13 protein-coding genes are annotated in these 14,687 nt (G+C 69.6%); 10 read left to right on the plus strand and 3 right to left on the minus strand.

The features are described from left to right. Nucleotides 1-5: 5 nt before the first annotated feature. Nucleotides 6-860 (plus strand): NAD-dependent epimerase/dehydratase family protein, encoded by an 855-nt coding sequence (locus PC39_RS00320; protein ID WP_353251362.1) that lies wholly within the window; start codon nt 6-8, stop codon nt 858-860. Between the two features lie 7 nt (nt 861-867). Here the strand turns inward: PC39_RS00320 and PC39_RS00325 are convergent, their stop codons facing one another. Together PC39_RS00325 and PC39_RS00330 are read right to left on the minus strand one after the other, a co-directional pair. Beyond that, on the minus strand, nt 868-1,497 hold the full coding sequence (locus PC39_RS00325) for a DUF4412 domain-containing protein (RefSeq protein WP_353251363.1): 630 nt from the start codon (nt 1,495-1,497) through the stop codon (nt 868-870). Nucleotides 1,498-1,587: 90 nt separating this feature from the next. Beyond that, nucleotides 1,588-2,286 carry a nucleotide-binding protein gene (locus PC39_RS00330; RefSeq protein WP_353251364.1) on the minus strand — a complete coding sequence of 233 codons (699 nt, stop codon included), beginning with the start codon at nt 2,284-2,286 and terminating at the stop codon, nt 1,588-1,590. A gap of 153 nt (nt 2,287-2,439) precedes the next feature. Here PC39_RS00330 and PC39_RS00335 point away from each other — a divergent pair, with 153 nt between their 5' ends. Further along, the gene (locus tag PC39_RS00335; protein ID WP_353251365.1) at nt 2,440-2,742 is read left to right on the plus strand and encodes an MTH1187 family thiamine-binding protein; all 303 of its coding nucleotides are present in this window, start codon (nt 2,440-2,442) and stop codon (nt 2,740-2,742) included. 9 nt (nt 2,743-2,751) lie between these two features. Here PC39_RS00335 and PC39_RS00340 read toward each other — a convergent pair whose 3' ends face one another. Then, nucleotides 2,752-3,180 (minus strand): hypothetical protein, encoded by a 429-nt coding sequence (locus tag PC39_RS00340; RefSeq protein WP_353251366.1) that lies wholly within the window; start codon nt 3,178-3,180, stop codon nt 2,752-2,754. A 52-nt stretch (nt 3,181-3,232) separates the two neighbouring features. Here PC39_RS00340 and PC39_RS00345 point away from each other — a divergent pair, with 52 nt between their 5' ends. The 8 genes from PC39_RS00345 to nirD all read left to right on the plus strand — a co-directional run bounded on the left by PC39_RS00345 (nt 3,233) and on the right by nirD (nt 14,644). Next, nucleotides 3,233-4,015, plus strand: a complete 783-nt coding sequence (locus PC39_RS00345) for an outer membrane lipoprotein-sorting protein (RefSeq protein WP_353251367.1) — start codon at nt 3,233-3,235, stop codon at nt 4,013-4,015. Nucleotides 4,016-4,150: 135 nt separating this feature from the next. Further along, nucleotides 4,151-6,424, plus strand: a complete 2,274-nt coding sequence (locus tag PC39_RS00350; RefSeq protein ID WP_353251368.1) for an efflux RND transporter permease subunit — start codon at nt 4,151-4,153, stop codon at nt 6,422-6,424. 79 nt (nt 6,425-6,503) lie between these two features. Beyond that, a complete protein-coding gene (locus PC39_RS00355; protein WP_353251369.1) occupies nt 6,504-7,076 on the plus strand; it encodes an ANTAR domain-containing response regulator in 573 nt (190 codons plus the stop codon). Nucleotides 7,077-7,367: 291 nt separating this feature from the next. After that, on the plus strand, nt 7,368-8,591 hold the full coding sequence (locus PC39_RS00360; protein WP_353251370.1) for an alginate export family protein: 1,224 nt from the start codon (nt 7,368-7,370) through the stop codon (nt 8,589-8,591). A 27-nt stretch (nt 8,592-8,618) separates the two neighbouring features. Next, complete coding sequence (locus PC39_RS00365; RefSeq protein WP_353251371.1) at nt 8,619-10,043, plus strand: CmpA/NrtA family ABC transporter substrate-binding protein; 1,425 nt, start codon at nt 8,619-8,621, stop codon at nt 10,041-10,043. 18 nt (nt 10,044-10,061) lie between these two features. Beyond that, nucleotides 10,062-11,432 (plus strand): MFS transporter, encoded by a 1,371-nt coding sequence (locus PC39_RS00370; RefSeq protein ID WP_353251372.1) that lies wholly within the window; start codon nt 10,062-10,064, stop codon nt 11,430-11,432. A 197-nt stretch (nt 11,433-11,629) separates the two neighbouring features. Beyond that, a complete protein-coding gene (gene nirB / locus PC39_RS00375) occupies nt 11,630-14,092 on the plus strand; it encodes a nitrite reductase large subunit NirB (protein WP_353251373.1) in 2,463 nt (820 codons plus the stop codon). A gap of 210 nt (nt 14,093-14,302) precedes the next feature. Beyond that, nucleotides 14,303-14,644 (plus strand): nitrite reductase small subunit NirD, encoded by a 342-nt coding sequence (nirD, locus tag PC39_RS00380; RefSeq protein ID WP_353251374.1) that lies wholly within the window; start codon nt 14,303-14,305, stop codon nt 14,642-14,644. Nucleotides 14,645-14,687: the final 43 nt, after the last annotated feature.

Here is a 14,687-nt window from a genome sequence, read left to right on the forward strand (position 1 = left end):
GGCCCATGGGCGACAACGTCCTGATCGTTGGCTGCGGCGACACCGGCCGCCGGATCGCCGCCGCCCGCCGGGCCGCGGGCGACGGTGTTCTCGGCCTGGTACGCGGCGCGGACAGTGCCGCGGCCCTGGAGGCGGCCGGCATCCCGGCCCTGCGCCGGGACCTCGACCAACCCCTGGACGACCTGCCGGCCGCGGACGTGGTGTTCCACTGCGCGCCTCCGCCGCGGGAGGGCGACGACGATCCGCGCTTGGCGCGCGTGCTGGCGGCACTCTCCCCGCACCCCCCGCGGCGGCTGGTGTACATCGGCACCAGCGGCGTCTATGGCGATTGCGGCGGCGACTGGGTGACCGAGGACCGCCCGCCCGCGCCGATCACCGCACGCGCCCGCCGACGCCTCGCCGCCGAGCGCCTGCTGGCGGCCTGGCCGGGAGCGGTCGCGATCCTGCGCGCGCCGGGCATCTATGGCCCCGGCCGTCTGCCGGTCGAGCGGGTGCGCTCGGGGGCGCCGATCCTGCGGGACGCGGACAGCCCCTGGACCAACCGTATCCATGTCGAGGACCTGGCGGCGGCCGCGGTGGCGGCCGCGGCCCCGGACGCACCCACCGGCGTGTTCAATGCCGCCGACGGCCATCCGACCCGCATGGGGCCCTATTACCGGGAGCTGGCCGCGCTGCTGGGTGTGGCCGCGCCGCCCGAGATCGAGTGGGCCCGGGCCGAGCGCGAATGGTCCGCCATGCGGTTGTCCTTCCTGCGCGAGTCGCGGCGCCTGGACAACACCCGGCTGACGCGGGAACTGGGCCTGCGCCTGCGCTATCCGGATTATCGGGAGGGCCTGCGGGCGAGCCTGGCGGCCGCCTGAGCGCGGCTCAGCGCGTCCGCTCGTAATCGTCCGGCGGGCTGTAGGTGCCGGGCGGCGGCTCGGTCTCCTCGATCTCCACCACCCGGCTCTCCGAGCGCAGACGGATACCGGGGCGCTCCAGTTCCACCTGCTGCAGCACGGGGAAGCCGTCGATCTCGGCATAGGCCTTGAGCCATTCCGAGCCGGGGCGGTCGCCCAGCCGTACCATCAGGCGGCGGAAGGCGGAGACGTCGACATCCACGTCGTCGGCGATCCAGATATCGATCGTCAGGTCGCGGGTCGCGGGACCGGCGATGCGATAGCGATGGGCGGACCACTCGCCGATCTCGCGGGTATCCTCGGTGCGCTCGATGGATACGTCCGGGACATCGCCGTCCTCGTCGAGGTTGAGGGGCACCACGCGGTATTGGCGCTTCTCGCGGTCGACGATATAGGTCTTGCCCTGGTCGACGCGCGTGATGATGAAGCGGTTGCCGTCGTCGCGGAGGGTGCGCGACGCCCCGAACCAGTGGACCACCGGGACCGGCTCCGCGTCGTTGACGGACTCCCGCACCTCGACACGGATATCCGCCCAGGCGGCACCGGTCATGCCGCAGAGCAGCAGGGCAACCGCGCATCCTTGCCTGAATCGATTCATAGTCGACCTGGATCCCCGTGGATCGAATCCCGCGATTCGAGTCAGCGCTTCGTGCATCGAGTTTAGCAGCATCGCGGGGTGCGCCGCCGTTCAGGACGGCGCGCGCAGGCGGTCCGTGAAAGCCCTGGCCAGGCTGTCGGTCTCGCGCTGTTCCAGCCAATCGATCACCGCGTCCCACGCGAGGCGGTCGCCGTAGGCGCCGCGGCCCGTCATCTCGTGTACGCCCAGGCCGCGTTCGGCCGCGTGCAGGTAGCGCTGGCTGTCCCGCAGGCGTGTGACCACCGGGATGTCGAGCGCGTCCAGGAAGCGTTCCAGGTCCCCCAGCGCGCGCGTGTTGCGCCGTAAACGGTTGGCGACGATGCCGATCCGGGTGCGATGGTGGCGCACCTTGCCGATCAGCAGCAGGTCGCGGATGAAGTCCGCGGTGGCGCGGATATCCACGGGCGAGGGCAGCACCGGCACCAGCACCGCGTCGGCGGTGCGCAACTGATCCAGGATCTCGTGGATCTGCACGCTCGCCGGGGTGTCGACCACGATGCGCTGGGTCTCCGGCGGCACCCGCAGTTGCCAGGCCCGGGTGGCGGTGGCGGCGCGATCGGCGGCGCCCACGGTGACGACCGCCGGGGCCTCGGAGTCGCGTCTTTGCAGCCATTGCTGGCCCGCGCCCAGGGGGTCGTAGTCGAACAGGGCCGTCAGGTAACCGCGCGCGGCATAGCGGGTGGCCAGGTTCACGGCGATCGTGGTCTTGCCGCACCCACCCTTGGCGTTGATCACGATGATTCGGCGCATGTCCCCTGCGGCCGTGCCGGCGGTGTCCCTTCGGCGATTATGGGCGGGGCATGCGTGACCGGCAACAAGGCCGGCTTGGCGAGCCCGGATGTGGTCACTAGGCTTGTGGGGGTGCAATGCACCAGAGGGCGACAGCCGCCCGAGGAGAGCGCCATGCAAGTCGCAGCCGAGATCGCGGTGGTGCCGCTGGCCACCGACGAGCCCCTGTCCGACTATGTCGCCGCCTGCGAGCAAGTGCTCCGCGAGGCGGGGTTCCAGCCGCGCCTGCATGCCCTGGGCACCGAGGTGGCCGGCGACTGGGATGCCGTGATGACGGCCGTCAAGCGCTGCCAGGAGACGGTGCACGAGATGGGCGCGCCGCGCGTTCTGACCCATCTCAAGCTCGCCACCCGCACCGATGTCGCGGTGGACCTGGACACACCGGTGGCAAAGGTCCGGCGCAAGCTCAAGGACTGAGCCGACAGCCTATTCGCCGTCGGCGCCCGGCGGCAGCAGGCCGATCTGGCGCAGGCGTGCCTGGAAGCGGTCCGCGATGTCGGTCTCGCAGCCGCGGCCGCTGCGGTCGACGAGGACCCGGCCGTCGCGGTTGTCGATCAGCCGGATGTCGTAGACGTAGGCCGTGTCCAGGTTGCCGGCGCAGGTGCCGATCTCGGCGGCCCGCAGGACCAGCCGGTAGCGGGCACGGGTCGCGAGGTCCGGCGGCGGTGGCGTTTCCAGGCCGGCCTCGCGGCCCGTCTGGTAGGCGGTCAGGTTCCAGCCCAGTCGTTCCAATCTCGTATTGAGCCGGCCGGCCAGGCCCAGGCGCGTGTCCGCGACCGCGATCGTCGCTTCCGGCGCCGCCGTGCTCTCGTCGATGCCGCTCGCGCATGCGGTGAGGCACACTAGCGTCAGCACGGCCAGGGGCCGTAATATAAGTGAATACGATTCTTTCCGGATTGAGAGGCTCATGACACGAACGATCCTCCTCTTGCTCGCGGTGTGCGCCGTGCCGTTGCCCGTGGCCGCGTCGGATGACGGCGGTCGGGGTCTCGAGATCGCCCGCGAGTCCGAGCGCCGCTACGACGACTACGCCGACCAGCGCGGCGAGGCCGTGCTCACCATCCGCACCGCCGACGGCGACGAGGCGGTGCGCCGCATGCATGCCCGCAGTCTCAACACCGACGACGGCAGCCGCAACCTTACGGTCGTGGATGCGCCCAAGGACGTCGCCGGCACCGCGCTGCTGACCCACTCCTACGACGAGCGGCCGGACGAGCAGTGGCTGTTGCTGCCGGCCTTGAACCGGGTCAAGCGCATCGCGGCGGGCAACCGCTCGGGCGCGTTCATGGGCAGCGAGTTCACCTACGAGGATTTCACCGCCCAGCCGGTGGCCAAGTTCGACTTCCGGTTCCTGCGCGAGGCGGAACTGGACGGCCAACCCTGCTATGTCCTGGAGCGCACGCCCAAGAAGGCGGAGAACTCGGCCTATGCGCGCCATGTCGCCTGGCTCGACCGGGCCCACTACCGCACGCTCAAGGTCGAGTACTACAACCGCGCCGGACAGCATCAGAAGACCCTGCGCGCCACCGATTTCAAGGCGTACGACAACGGCCAGTGGCGCCCCGGCAAGCTCACCATGACCAACCATCTCGGCGGCGGCACCAGCGTGTTGGAATGGTCCGGCATCGAGTTCGGCAACGGGTTCACGGAGCGTGACTTCTCGGTCGACGCGCTGAAGCGCGCCCGATGAGCGCGCCAGTACGCGGTTTCGAGTCGCAAGTGTCGAATGGGGCCGCGGGATAGCCTCGGGGCCGGTCATGTCTTTTTCGAAACTGGAAACACGGCGGTCTGAGCAATCCGCCGCCGCGGCGATCGGGATCGCCTCGTGCTGAACGCCTTCTTCGACCGCGTTCTCGATCGACCGTGGCGGGCGATGGCGATCTGCGTCGCGGTCACGCTGCTCGCCGTGGCCGGGGCGCCGGGACTGGGCTTCACCACCGCCTACGACGCCTACTTTTCGCCGCAGAACCCGGAATGGCGGGCGTACAAGTCCATCGAGAAGGCCTTCGAGCGTACCGACAACGTCCTGTTCGCGCTGGCACCGGCCGCCGGCGACGTGTTCACCCGCGAAACGCTCGCCACGGTGCGGGAGCTGACGGACGCCGCCTGGGAGCTGCCCTACGCCAAGAGCGTCTCGTCGCTGGCCAATTTCCATGATGCCTACGCGCGCGGCGACGAGCTGGCGGTGGAGCCGCTGGTGCCGACCGGCGAACTCGACGACGGGGCGTTGGCGACGGTGCGCGAGCGGGCCGTGGACAACCCGCGCGTGGCGGGGAGCCTGCTGGCGGACGACGGCGAGGTCACCGGCGTGGTGGTCTCCTTCGAGTTGCCGCAAACCGAGCGCGAGTCCGCGGTTCGGCGGATCGCCGGCGCCGTCCGCGATCTCGCCGACCGCGTGGAGGCGGAGCGGCCGGACCTGGAGGTCTATCTCACCGGTGCGGTGATGCTCAACCAGGCGATGATCGACTCGATCCGCTGGGACCTGACCTACCTGTATCCGCCGTTCTTCCTGATCATGTTCGCGGTACTGGCGCTGTTCTTCCGCAGCCTGGGCGCGACCCTGGCGACGCTGGCGATCCTGCTGATGGCGGTGGGCACGGCCTTCGGCGCCGCGGGCTGGGCGGGGATCACGCTGAACACCGCCTCGGTATCGTCGGCGATCATCATCCTGACCCTGGCGGTGGCGGACTCCGTGCATATCCTGGTCGGCTACGCCAACGCGCGTGTCGCCGGTAACGAGCGGCGGCCGGCGCTGCTGGAGTCGCTGCGCGTCAACGCCCAGCCGGTGTTCCTGACCAGCCTGACCACCGCTCTCGGTTTCCTGGGCATGAACTTTTCGGATTCGCCGCCGTTCCGGGACCTGGGCAACATCGTCGCACTCGGGGTCGCCGCGGCGTTCGTCTATTCGCTGGTATTCCTGCCGGCGGCGCTGACCGTGCTGCCCTCCGAGGTGGCCACCGGTCGGGGGCGCGGTCTGCTGGCCGCCCTGGCGGAGTTCGTGATCCGCCGTCGGCGCGCCCTGCTGGTCGCGGGCGCGGTCGCCCTGGCGGGCCTGTCCGCCGCGATCGGACTCAACCGTTTCGGCGACAACTACGTCGAGTTCTTCGACCACAGCCTGGAGTTCCGGCGCGACACCGAGTTCATCAACCGCGAACTCACCGGCATGCAACTCATCGAGTACCCGCTGGAGGCCGGGGCGTCGGGCGATGTGCACGACCCCGAGTTCCTGCGCCGGGTCGACCGGCTCGTGGACTGGTTCCGCGAGCAGCCGGAGGTGCGCCGGGTGGTCGCCGTCACCGAGCTGATCAAGCGGCTTAACCAGACCTTCCACGGCGGCGATCCCGCCTATCACCGCATCCCGGAATCGCGCGAGCTCGCGGCACAGCTCCTGTTCTTCTACGAGATGTCGCTGCCGCAGGGCATGGACATCACCAATCTGGTCAACCTGGACAAATCCGCCGCGCGCGTGGCCGTGGTCCTGGACCCGATCCTGGACCAGCGCATGCGGGACTTGGACGAGCGCGCCCAGGACTGGATGGCGGAGCACCTCTCGCCGGACACGGCGGCGCCCGGGTCCAGCATCTCGATCATGTTCGCCTACATCGCGGAGCGGAACTTCCGGAGCATGCTGCTGGGCACGCTCATGGCCTTCGCCTTCATCGCCGTGGCCATGGTGCTGGCCTTCCGCAGCCTGCGCCTGGGGCTGCTCAGCCTGTTCCCGAACCTGGCGCCGCTGGCGATGGGCTTCGGCGCCTGGGGGCTTCTGGTGGGCCAGACCGGCGTGGCGACCTCGGTGGTCGCCAGCCTCACCCTGGGCATCGTGGTCGACGACACGGTGCACCTGCTGTCCAAGTACCGGCGGGCGCGCCGGGAACGGGGCCTGGCGCCGCACGATGCCCTGCGCGATGCCTTCGCCAATGTCGGCACCGCCCTGTGCCTGACCTCGCTGGTGCTGGTCGTCGGCTTCGTGTTGATGACCCTGTCCAGCTTCTCCATGACCCAGCACATGGGCGCCCTCACGGCGATGATCATCGTCCTGGCGCTGGTGGTGGACTTCCTGTTCCTGCCGCCGCTGTTGCTGTTGCTGGATCGCCGATAGCGTCCGCGCGGGGGATATCACGCACGGTTCTTGCATGAACCGCACAGGACATTCCCGCAGGCAATCCGGAAACGCGGCCGTGACCATCGAGGTACTACTGGTGGATGTCGGCTCCTCGCGCGCCGCCACATTGCGGGCGGCGCTGGAGGAGGCCGGCTTCGGGGTCGTCGGCGTGGTCGCCGACGGCGAGGGGTTGTACGAGGCCGTGGAGCGCCTGGCCCCGGATGCCGTGCTGGTGGATGCCGACTCGCCCTCCCGCGACACCCTGGAGCACCTCGCGGTCCTGGGCGAGCGCTACCCGCGGCCGCTGCTGATGCTGTCGCCGCGCGACGACCGCCGCATGCTGGCCGGCGCCGCCGACGCCGGCGTCAGCGCCTATGTCCTGGAGGGCGTGTCGCCGCCGCTGGTGCGGTCGCTGGTCGAGGTGGCGGTGCGCCAGTTCGAAAGCGTGCAGACGCTGCGGCGCGAGCTGGACGAGGCCCGCGAGACCCTGGCCTCGCGCAAGGTGATCGACCGCGCCAAGACCCTGCTCATGGAGCGCCACGGCCTCTCCGAACGCGATGCCTACGGCCGCCTGCGCAAGGCGGCCATGGATCGGGGCCGGCCGCTCGTGGAAATGGCCCGCGCCGTGCTCGAGCGCGGTGCGTTGTGACCCGATGGTGCCCTGCTGCGGTGCAATAACCCGTAGCCGCCGGCCAAGCCGCGGGCCGCGTCCGGAAGGCCTACACGCTTCTGAAACAGCCGCTTAACGACATTCCCCGCCGGTCTGGCACGGACCCTGCGTGAATCCTCTGCGGGTGCGGTGCCCGGTCAACGGCGACCCCGCGACACCGCGGTCGGCACCACGCACCCGACGGACAATCCGCTAACGGACAACGGCGTCCCTTCCCCTCCGCGCATTGCGCGGGGCCGGTCGGGGCGCCTTTTTTATTGGGAACAGGCCATGACCGACAGACCCGCCCCCCGTATCCGCCGCGCCGTGCTGGCCGTGTTGCTCGCGGTGCCGTCCTTGGCGCCCGCGTCGGCGGATGGACTCGGCGCGGCGATCGCCGGCGGCGAGGCGACCGTGGACGCGCGCCTGCGCCACGAGCGCGCCGAGCAGGACAATGCCGTGGCGGATGCCGACGCGACCACCTTCCGGCTGCGTCTCGGCTATGCCACCGGCGAGTGGGCGGGCTTCGACGCCTTCGCCGAGTACGAGGGCGTGTATGCCCTGGGCGGCGACGACGGCTACAACAGCGGCCCCGCCTTCCTGGCGGAGACCAACGGCCGCACCGGCTACAGCACCATCGCGGACCCCGCGGGCGACGAACTCAACCGTGCCTGGTTGCGCTACCGCGGCCTGCCCGGCACCGAGGCCAAGGTCGGGCGCCAGCGCCTGATCCTGGACAACGCCCGCTTCGTGGGCAATGTCGGCTGGCGCGACAACGAGCAGACCTTCGACGCGGTCGCCCTGGTGAACGAGTCGCTGCCCGGCGTGACCCTGACCTATGCCTGGCTGCGGCGGCAGAACTTCATCTTCTTCAACGACAACCGCCTCGACGGCCATCTGCTCAACGCGCGCTGGGCGGTCTATCCGCGACTCACCCTGGTCGCCTACGCCTATTTCATCGACTTCGACGACGATGCCGGCCCGCGCGCTCCCGGCGCGCCCGATCACCGCGACCTGGGGCTGCGGGCGAGCGGCTCGCTGGGCCCCGTCGACTACAGCCTGGAATACGCCGACCAGTCGGACCACGCGGACGCGCCCGACAGCGTGGACGCCGAGTACTGGGCGGCGACCCTGGGCGCGCCGCTGGGGCCGCTGCGCCTGGACGCCGGCTACGAATCGCTCGGCGGCGACGGCAGCTATGCCTTCCAGTTCCCCCTGGCGACCAACCACAAGTTCCAGGGCTGGGCCGACCTGTTCCTGGCCACGCCCGCCGCCGGCCTGCGCGACGCCTACGCCGGCGTCGGCGGCAAGTGGGCGGGCACCACGCTCAAGGCGGTCTATCACGACTTCTCGGCGGACACCGGCGGCGCGGACTACGGCAGCGAATGGGACCTGCTGGCCGCCCGGCCGGTGACGCCGCGGCTGACCCTGCTGGCCAAGTTCGCCGACTACGACGCCGAGACCTTCGCCGTCGACACCCGGCGCTATTGGCTCCAGGCGGAATACCGCTTCTGAGCCCGGTTCATACAGAGGGATAACGGCATGTCCGATCCAGATCATCGATTGTCCCGCCGGCGGTTCCTGTCCCAGGGAGCGGCTGCGGCCCTGGGCGCGGCCGGTGCCTGGCTCCCCGCCGGCCCGACCGCCGGCGCGGGCCCCTTGTCCGGGACCGGCAGCGACGGCGAGCCGGAGAAGCGCCGGCTGACGCTGGGCTTCATCCCGCTCACCGACTGCGCGCCGCTGGCGGTGGCCGCGGCACGCGGCTTCTTCGCCGAGGAGGGGCTGGAGGTCGCGCTCTCGCGCGAGCCTTCCTGGGCGGCGATCCGGGACAAGGTGGCGATGGGCGTGCTCGACGGCGCGCACATGCTCGCGGGGATGCCGATCGCGGCCAGCCTGGGCGTCGGCGGTTTCCACCATCCGATGGTCACCGCGCTGTCGCTCAACCTGAACGGCAACGCCGTCACGGTCTCCGGCGAGCTGCACGCGCGCATGGCGGCCGCCGACCCCGAGGCGATGGCCCGCCGTCCCGTCTCGGCACGCGCCCTCAAACGGGTGATCGAGGCCGACCAGGCCGCCGGCCTCGCGCCGCTGACCTTCGCCAGCGTGTACCCGGTGTCCTCGCACAATTACCAGCTTCGCTACTGGCTGGCCGCCGGCGGGATCGATCCCGACCGCGACGTGCGGCTGATCGTCATTCCCCCGGCCAAGATGGTGGACAACCTCGCCGCCAACCGCATCGCCGGCTATTGCGTGGGCGAGCCCTGGAACCAGGTGGCGGTGGCACGCGGCATCGGCCACGCCGTGATCACCGGCTACGAAATCTGGAACAACGCCCCGGAGAAGGTCTTCGGCGTGACCCGCGAGTGGGCCGAGGCCCATCCCGCGACCCACCGCGCGGTGCTGCGCGCCCTGATCCGCGCCTGCGCCTGGCTCGACGTGCCCGGCAACCGCGCCCAGGCCGCCGAGCTGATCGCGCGCGCCGAGTACGTGGACGCCGATCCCGCGCTGCTGCGGCGGGCGCTGGCCGGCGGTTTCCAGTACCACCCCGGCTCGCAGCCGGAGGCGTTGCCCGACTTCAACGTCTTCCACCGCTACGCCGCCAATTTCCCGTGGCGCTCGCACGCGGCCTGGTTCGTGGCGCAGATGCTGCGCTGGGGCCAGATCCCGCACGCCGTGGACCTGCGCCGCGCCGCGATCGAGGTCTATCGGCCGGAGATCTACCGCGAGGTCGCCGCCGGCCTGGATATCCCGGCGCCGGCCGAGGACAGCAAGGTCGAGGGCGCGCACGCCGAGTCCTGGACGTTGGCGACCCCCGACGGGGCGCTGGCGATGGGGCCGGATCGCCTCGTCGACGGCCGCGTCTTCGATCCGGCGCACCCGGTGGACTACCTGGCCGAATTTCCCATGCACGCGCGCGCGGCGCCGCTGGACGAGTTGCGCGCCCTGAACGTCCCGCAACAAGCCTGAATCCCCGAGGAGGAACCCATGGAACTCGCGAACAAGGCGACCCGCATCCGGCTCTTCGACTTCAAGTCGGTGCAGATGCGCACCTTCCATCTCACCTGGCTGGCCTTCCACCTGTGCTTCTTCGGGTGGTTCGGCATCGCGCCGCTGATGGCGGTGGTGCGCGAGGACCTGAACCTGGACAAGTCCATGGTCGGGTCCACCATCATCGCCTCGGTGGCGATCACCGTGCTGGTGCGTTTCCTGATCGGCCCGCTGTGCGACAAGTTCGGGCCGCGCCGGACCTATACCTGGCTGCTGACGCTGGGTTCGATACCCGTGATGTGCATCGGCTTCGCCGACAGCTTCGAGACCTTCCTGATGGCGCGGCTGGCGATCGGCGCGATCGGTGCGTCCTTCGTGATCACCCAGTACCACACCTCGGTGATGTTCGCGCCCAACGTGGTCGGCACCGCCAACGCCACCACCGCCGGCTGGGGCAACCTCGGCGGCGGCACCACCCAGATCGTGATGCCGCTGGTGTTCGCCGGCATCGTCAGCCTGGGCGTGTCCGAGTTCGCCGGCTGGCGTCTGGCCATGGTCGTGCCCGGCATGGTGCTGTTCGCCATGGGCGTCGCCTACTGGTTCCTGACCCAGGACGCCCCGGACGGCGACTACCGCGAACTGCGCGAGAAGGGGCTGATCCCGCCGGCCAAGGACGAGCGCAGTGGCTGGGGCAGCTTCAAGGTGGCCGCCCGGGACTACCGGGTGTGGGCCCTGTTCGTGGTCTACGCCGCCTGCTTCGGCGTCGAGCTGACCATCAACAATGTCGCCGCGATCTATTTCTTCGACGAATTCTCGCTGGACCTCAAGACCGCAGGTCTGATCGCCGGTCTGTTCGGCCTGATGAACATCTTCGCCCGCACCCTGGGCGGATTCTTCTCGGACCTGTTCGCCCGTCACCGCGGGCTGCGGGGGCGGGTGCAGTTCCTGTTCCTGGCTCTGCTGGTCGAAGGCCTGGCGTTGATCGTGTTCTCGCAGATGACGGTGCTCGCGCTGGCCGTGGGCACGATGATCTTCTTCTCCCTGTTCACCCAGATGTCGGAGGGCGCCACCTACGGCCTGGTGCCGTTCATGAACAAGAAGGCCCTGGGCGCCGTGGCCGGGATCGTCGGCGCCGGCGGCAACGCCGGCGCGGTGGCCGCCGGCTTCCTGTTCAAGGCCGAGAGCCTGAGTTACGGCCAGGGCCTGTTCTTCCTGGGCTGCGCCGTCGTGGTCTGTTCCTTCTTCGCCTTCGCCGTGCGCTTCTCGCCCGAGGTGATCGCCGAGGAGGACGGGTTGCTCCGGGATGCCCTGGACGCCCGGTCCGCGGACGAGACGGCGAGCGGGGAACCCCGGCCGAGCCCGGCTTGATCATGAACAGCGGCGCGAGCCGCACGGGATCCTCTCTCCCCGCTTGCGGGGAGAGACCGAGTGAGGGGTAGGGCCGGATCCCCCTCACCCCGACCCTCTCCCCCGCGAGCGGGGGAGAGGGAGTCGAGTTGTCTGGCTCTCCCCCGCTAGCCGGGGAGAGGGCATCGAATCGCATAGTCAAGCGGAGAGTGGTAGCCATGGCAGAGAAACTGCCCCAACAGAAACAGGACCTCGTGGTGATCGGCAACGGCATGGCCGGCATGCGCACCGTCGAGGAGCTTCTCAAGATCACGGACGACGCCTTCAACATCACCGTGTTCGGGGCGGAGCCGTACGGCAACTACAACCGGATCATGCTGTCGCCGCTGCTGGCGGGGGAGAAGGATCTCGACGAGATCATGATCAACTCCCGCGAGTGGTACGACGACAACGGCATCACCCTGCACGCGGGCGATCCGGTCGCGGCCATCGACCGGCGCCGGCGCATGGTGCATTCCGCCGGCGGCAAGGAAGTGCCCTACGACCGCCTGCTGCTGGCCACCGGCTCCAATCCCTTCGTGATCCCGGTGCCCGGCAACGACCTCGACGGGGTGATCACCTTCCGTGACGTCGACGACGTCAACGCCATGCTCGACGCCTCGCGCCGCCACCTGAAGGCGGTGGTCATCGGCGGCGGCCTGCTCGGCCTGGAGGCCGCCAACGGCCTGATGAAGCAGGGCATGGACGTGACCGTGGTGCACCTGATGGATTCGCTGATGGAGCGTCAGCTCGACGCGCCCGCGGCGCGGTTGCTGCAGGGGTCGCTGGAGGAGCGCGGCCTCAAGTTCCGCATGCAGGCCCAGACCGAGGCCATCCTCGGCAAGAAGCGGGTGGAAGGCGTGCGCTTCAAGGGCGGCGACGAGATCGCCGCCGACCTCGTGGTCATGGCCGTGGGCATCAAGCCCAACATCGAACTCGCCCAGTCGGCCGGCCTGCATTGCGAGCGGGGCGTCGTGGTCAACGACACCATGCAGACCTTCGATCCCCGCATCTACGCCGTGGGCGAGTGCGTGCAGCACCGCGAGTCCACCTACGGCCTGGTGGCGCCGCTCTGGGACCAGGCCAGGGTCTGCGCGACCCACCTGGCCGAAGTGGGCACCGGCCGCTACGAGGGCTCGGTGACCTCGACCAAGCTCAAGGTCACCGGCATCGACCTGTTCTCCGCCGGCGATTTCGTGGGCGACGAGAACACCGAGGACATCGTCTTCCAGGACCCGCGGCGCGGTGTCTACAAGCGCCTGGTGCTGCGCGACGACAAGGTCGCGGGCGCCGTGCTGTACGGCGACACGGCCGACGGCGGCTGGTACTTCCAGCTCATGAAGGAGGGCCGCGACGTCTCCGACATCCGCGACCGCCTGGTCTTCGGCCGGGCCTACGCCGAGGGCGCGGATCCGGCCGCGGCATCGAGCGTGGCCGACCTGCCGGACGACGCCCAGGTCTGCGACTGCAACGGCGTCTGCAAGGGCGACATCGTCGCCGCCATCGGCGAGCACGACCTCAAGAGCGTGGCCGCCGTGGGCAAGCAGACCAAGGCCGGGACCTCCTGCGGTTCCTGCCAGGACCTGGTGGCGCAACTGGTCGAAGCCACCCTGGGCGACGAGCTGGAGACGGGCCCGGCCAAGACGCCGATGTGCGAATGCACCGAGTACAGTCACGACGAGGTGCGGGCCGCGATCCGCGAGCGCCACCTGGTCACCACCGCGGCGGTGCGCGAGGCGCTCGACTGGCAGGAACCGGACGGCTGCCACAAGTGCCGTCCCGCCCTGAACTACTACTGCATCGCGACCTGGCCCGGCGAGGCCGAGCACGAGGATGCCTCGCGCTTCATCAACGAGCGCGCCCACGCCAACATCCAGAAGGACGGCACCTATTCGGTGGTGCCGCGGATGTTCGGGGGCGTGACCAGCCCCCGTGAGCTGCGGGCGATCGCCGACGTGGCCGAGAAGTACGACATCCCCACGGTCAAGGTCACCGGCGGCCAGCGCATCGACATGCTGGGCGCGAAGAAACAGGATTTGCCCGACATCTGGCGCGACCTGCGCGAGCAGGGCGGCCTGATCTCCGGGCACGCCTACGCCAAGGCCCTGCGCACGGTGAAGACCTGCGTGGGCCAGGAGTGGTGCCGCTTCGGCGTCCAGGATTCGACCCAGCTCGGTATCGACCTGGAACACCTGACCTGGGGCTCCTGGATGCCGCACAAGTTCAAGATGGCGGTCTCCGGCTGCCCGCGGAACTGCGCCGAGGCCTCGATCAAGGACTTCGGCGTGGTCTGCCTGGAGTCCGGCTTCGAGCTGCAGGTCGGCGGCAACGGCGGCACCAAGCTGCGCGGGGCCGACGTGCTCACCCGCGTGACGACCCCGGAGGAGGTCAAGGAGCACTGCCTGGCCTTCATCCAGCTCTACCGCGAGGAGGGCCATTACTTTGAGCGCACCGCGCCCTTCATCGAGCGCGTCGGCCTGGACTATGTCCATGCCCGCGTGGTCGAGGACGCCGAGGACCGCGAGGCCCTGGCCAAGCGGTTCCTGGCATCCCAGACCCACGCCCAGACCGACCCGTGGGAAGAGCGCTCGGCGCAAGGCGTCAACCGCGAACACTACATCCCGCTGAAGCAAGTTGGTTGAAAAGGCTAACCACAGAGGCACAGAGGACACAGAGAAGAGAAAGCAGCGGACATTCACGGTCACCGCCCAAGTCTCCGCACTTTCCGGGGGCACACGCCAACCGCCTGCAGTCTGTCGCTGTGGCCGGGTGATTCGTTGAAGGCATCTTCGAAAATTCGTGTCTTTCTCTCTGTGCCCTCTGTGTCTCTGTGGTTAACAAAGGAGGTCGATATGACAACAGCCATCGCCGAAAGGCAGGCATGGATCGAGATCGGCGACATCGACGATATCCCGCGGCTGGGATCGCGGGTGGTGGAGACGCCGGAGGGCGACATCGCCGTCTTCCGCAACCGGCTGGACGAGGTGTTCGCCCTACGCGACGCCTGCCCCCACCGCGGCGGTCCGCTGTCCCAGGGCATCGTCCACGGCCGCGAGGTCACCTGCCCGCTGCACAACTGGTGCATCGGCCTGGCCGACGGCCGGGCCCTGCCGCCGGACGAGGGCGCCACGACGCGCTACCCGGTCGAAGTCCGCGACGGTGCCGTGTTTCTGCTCTTGGTGCCTGAAGAGTGATGAATCACAGAGGCACAGAGAACACAGAGGCATTACGTATGTG

The organism is Salinisphaera sp. PC39 (assembly GCF_040361335.1).
Taxonomy (GTDB): domain Bacteria; phylum Pseudomonadota; class Gammaproteobacteria; order Nevskiales; family Salinisphaeraceae; genus APNM01.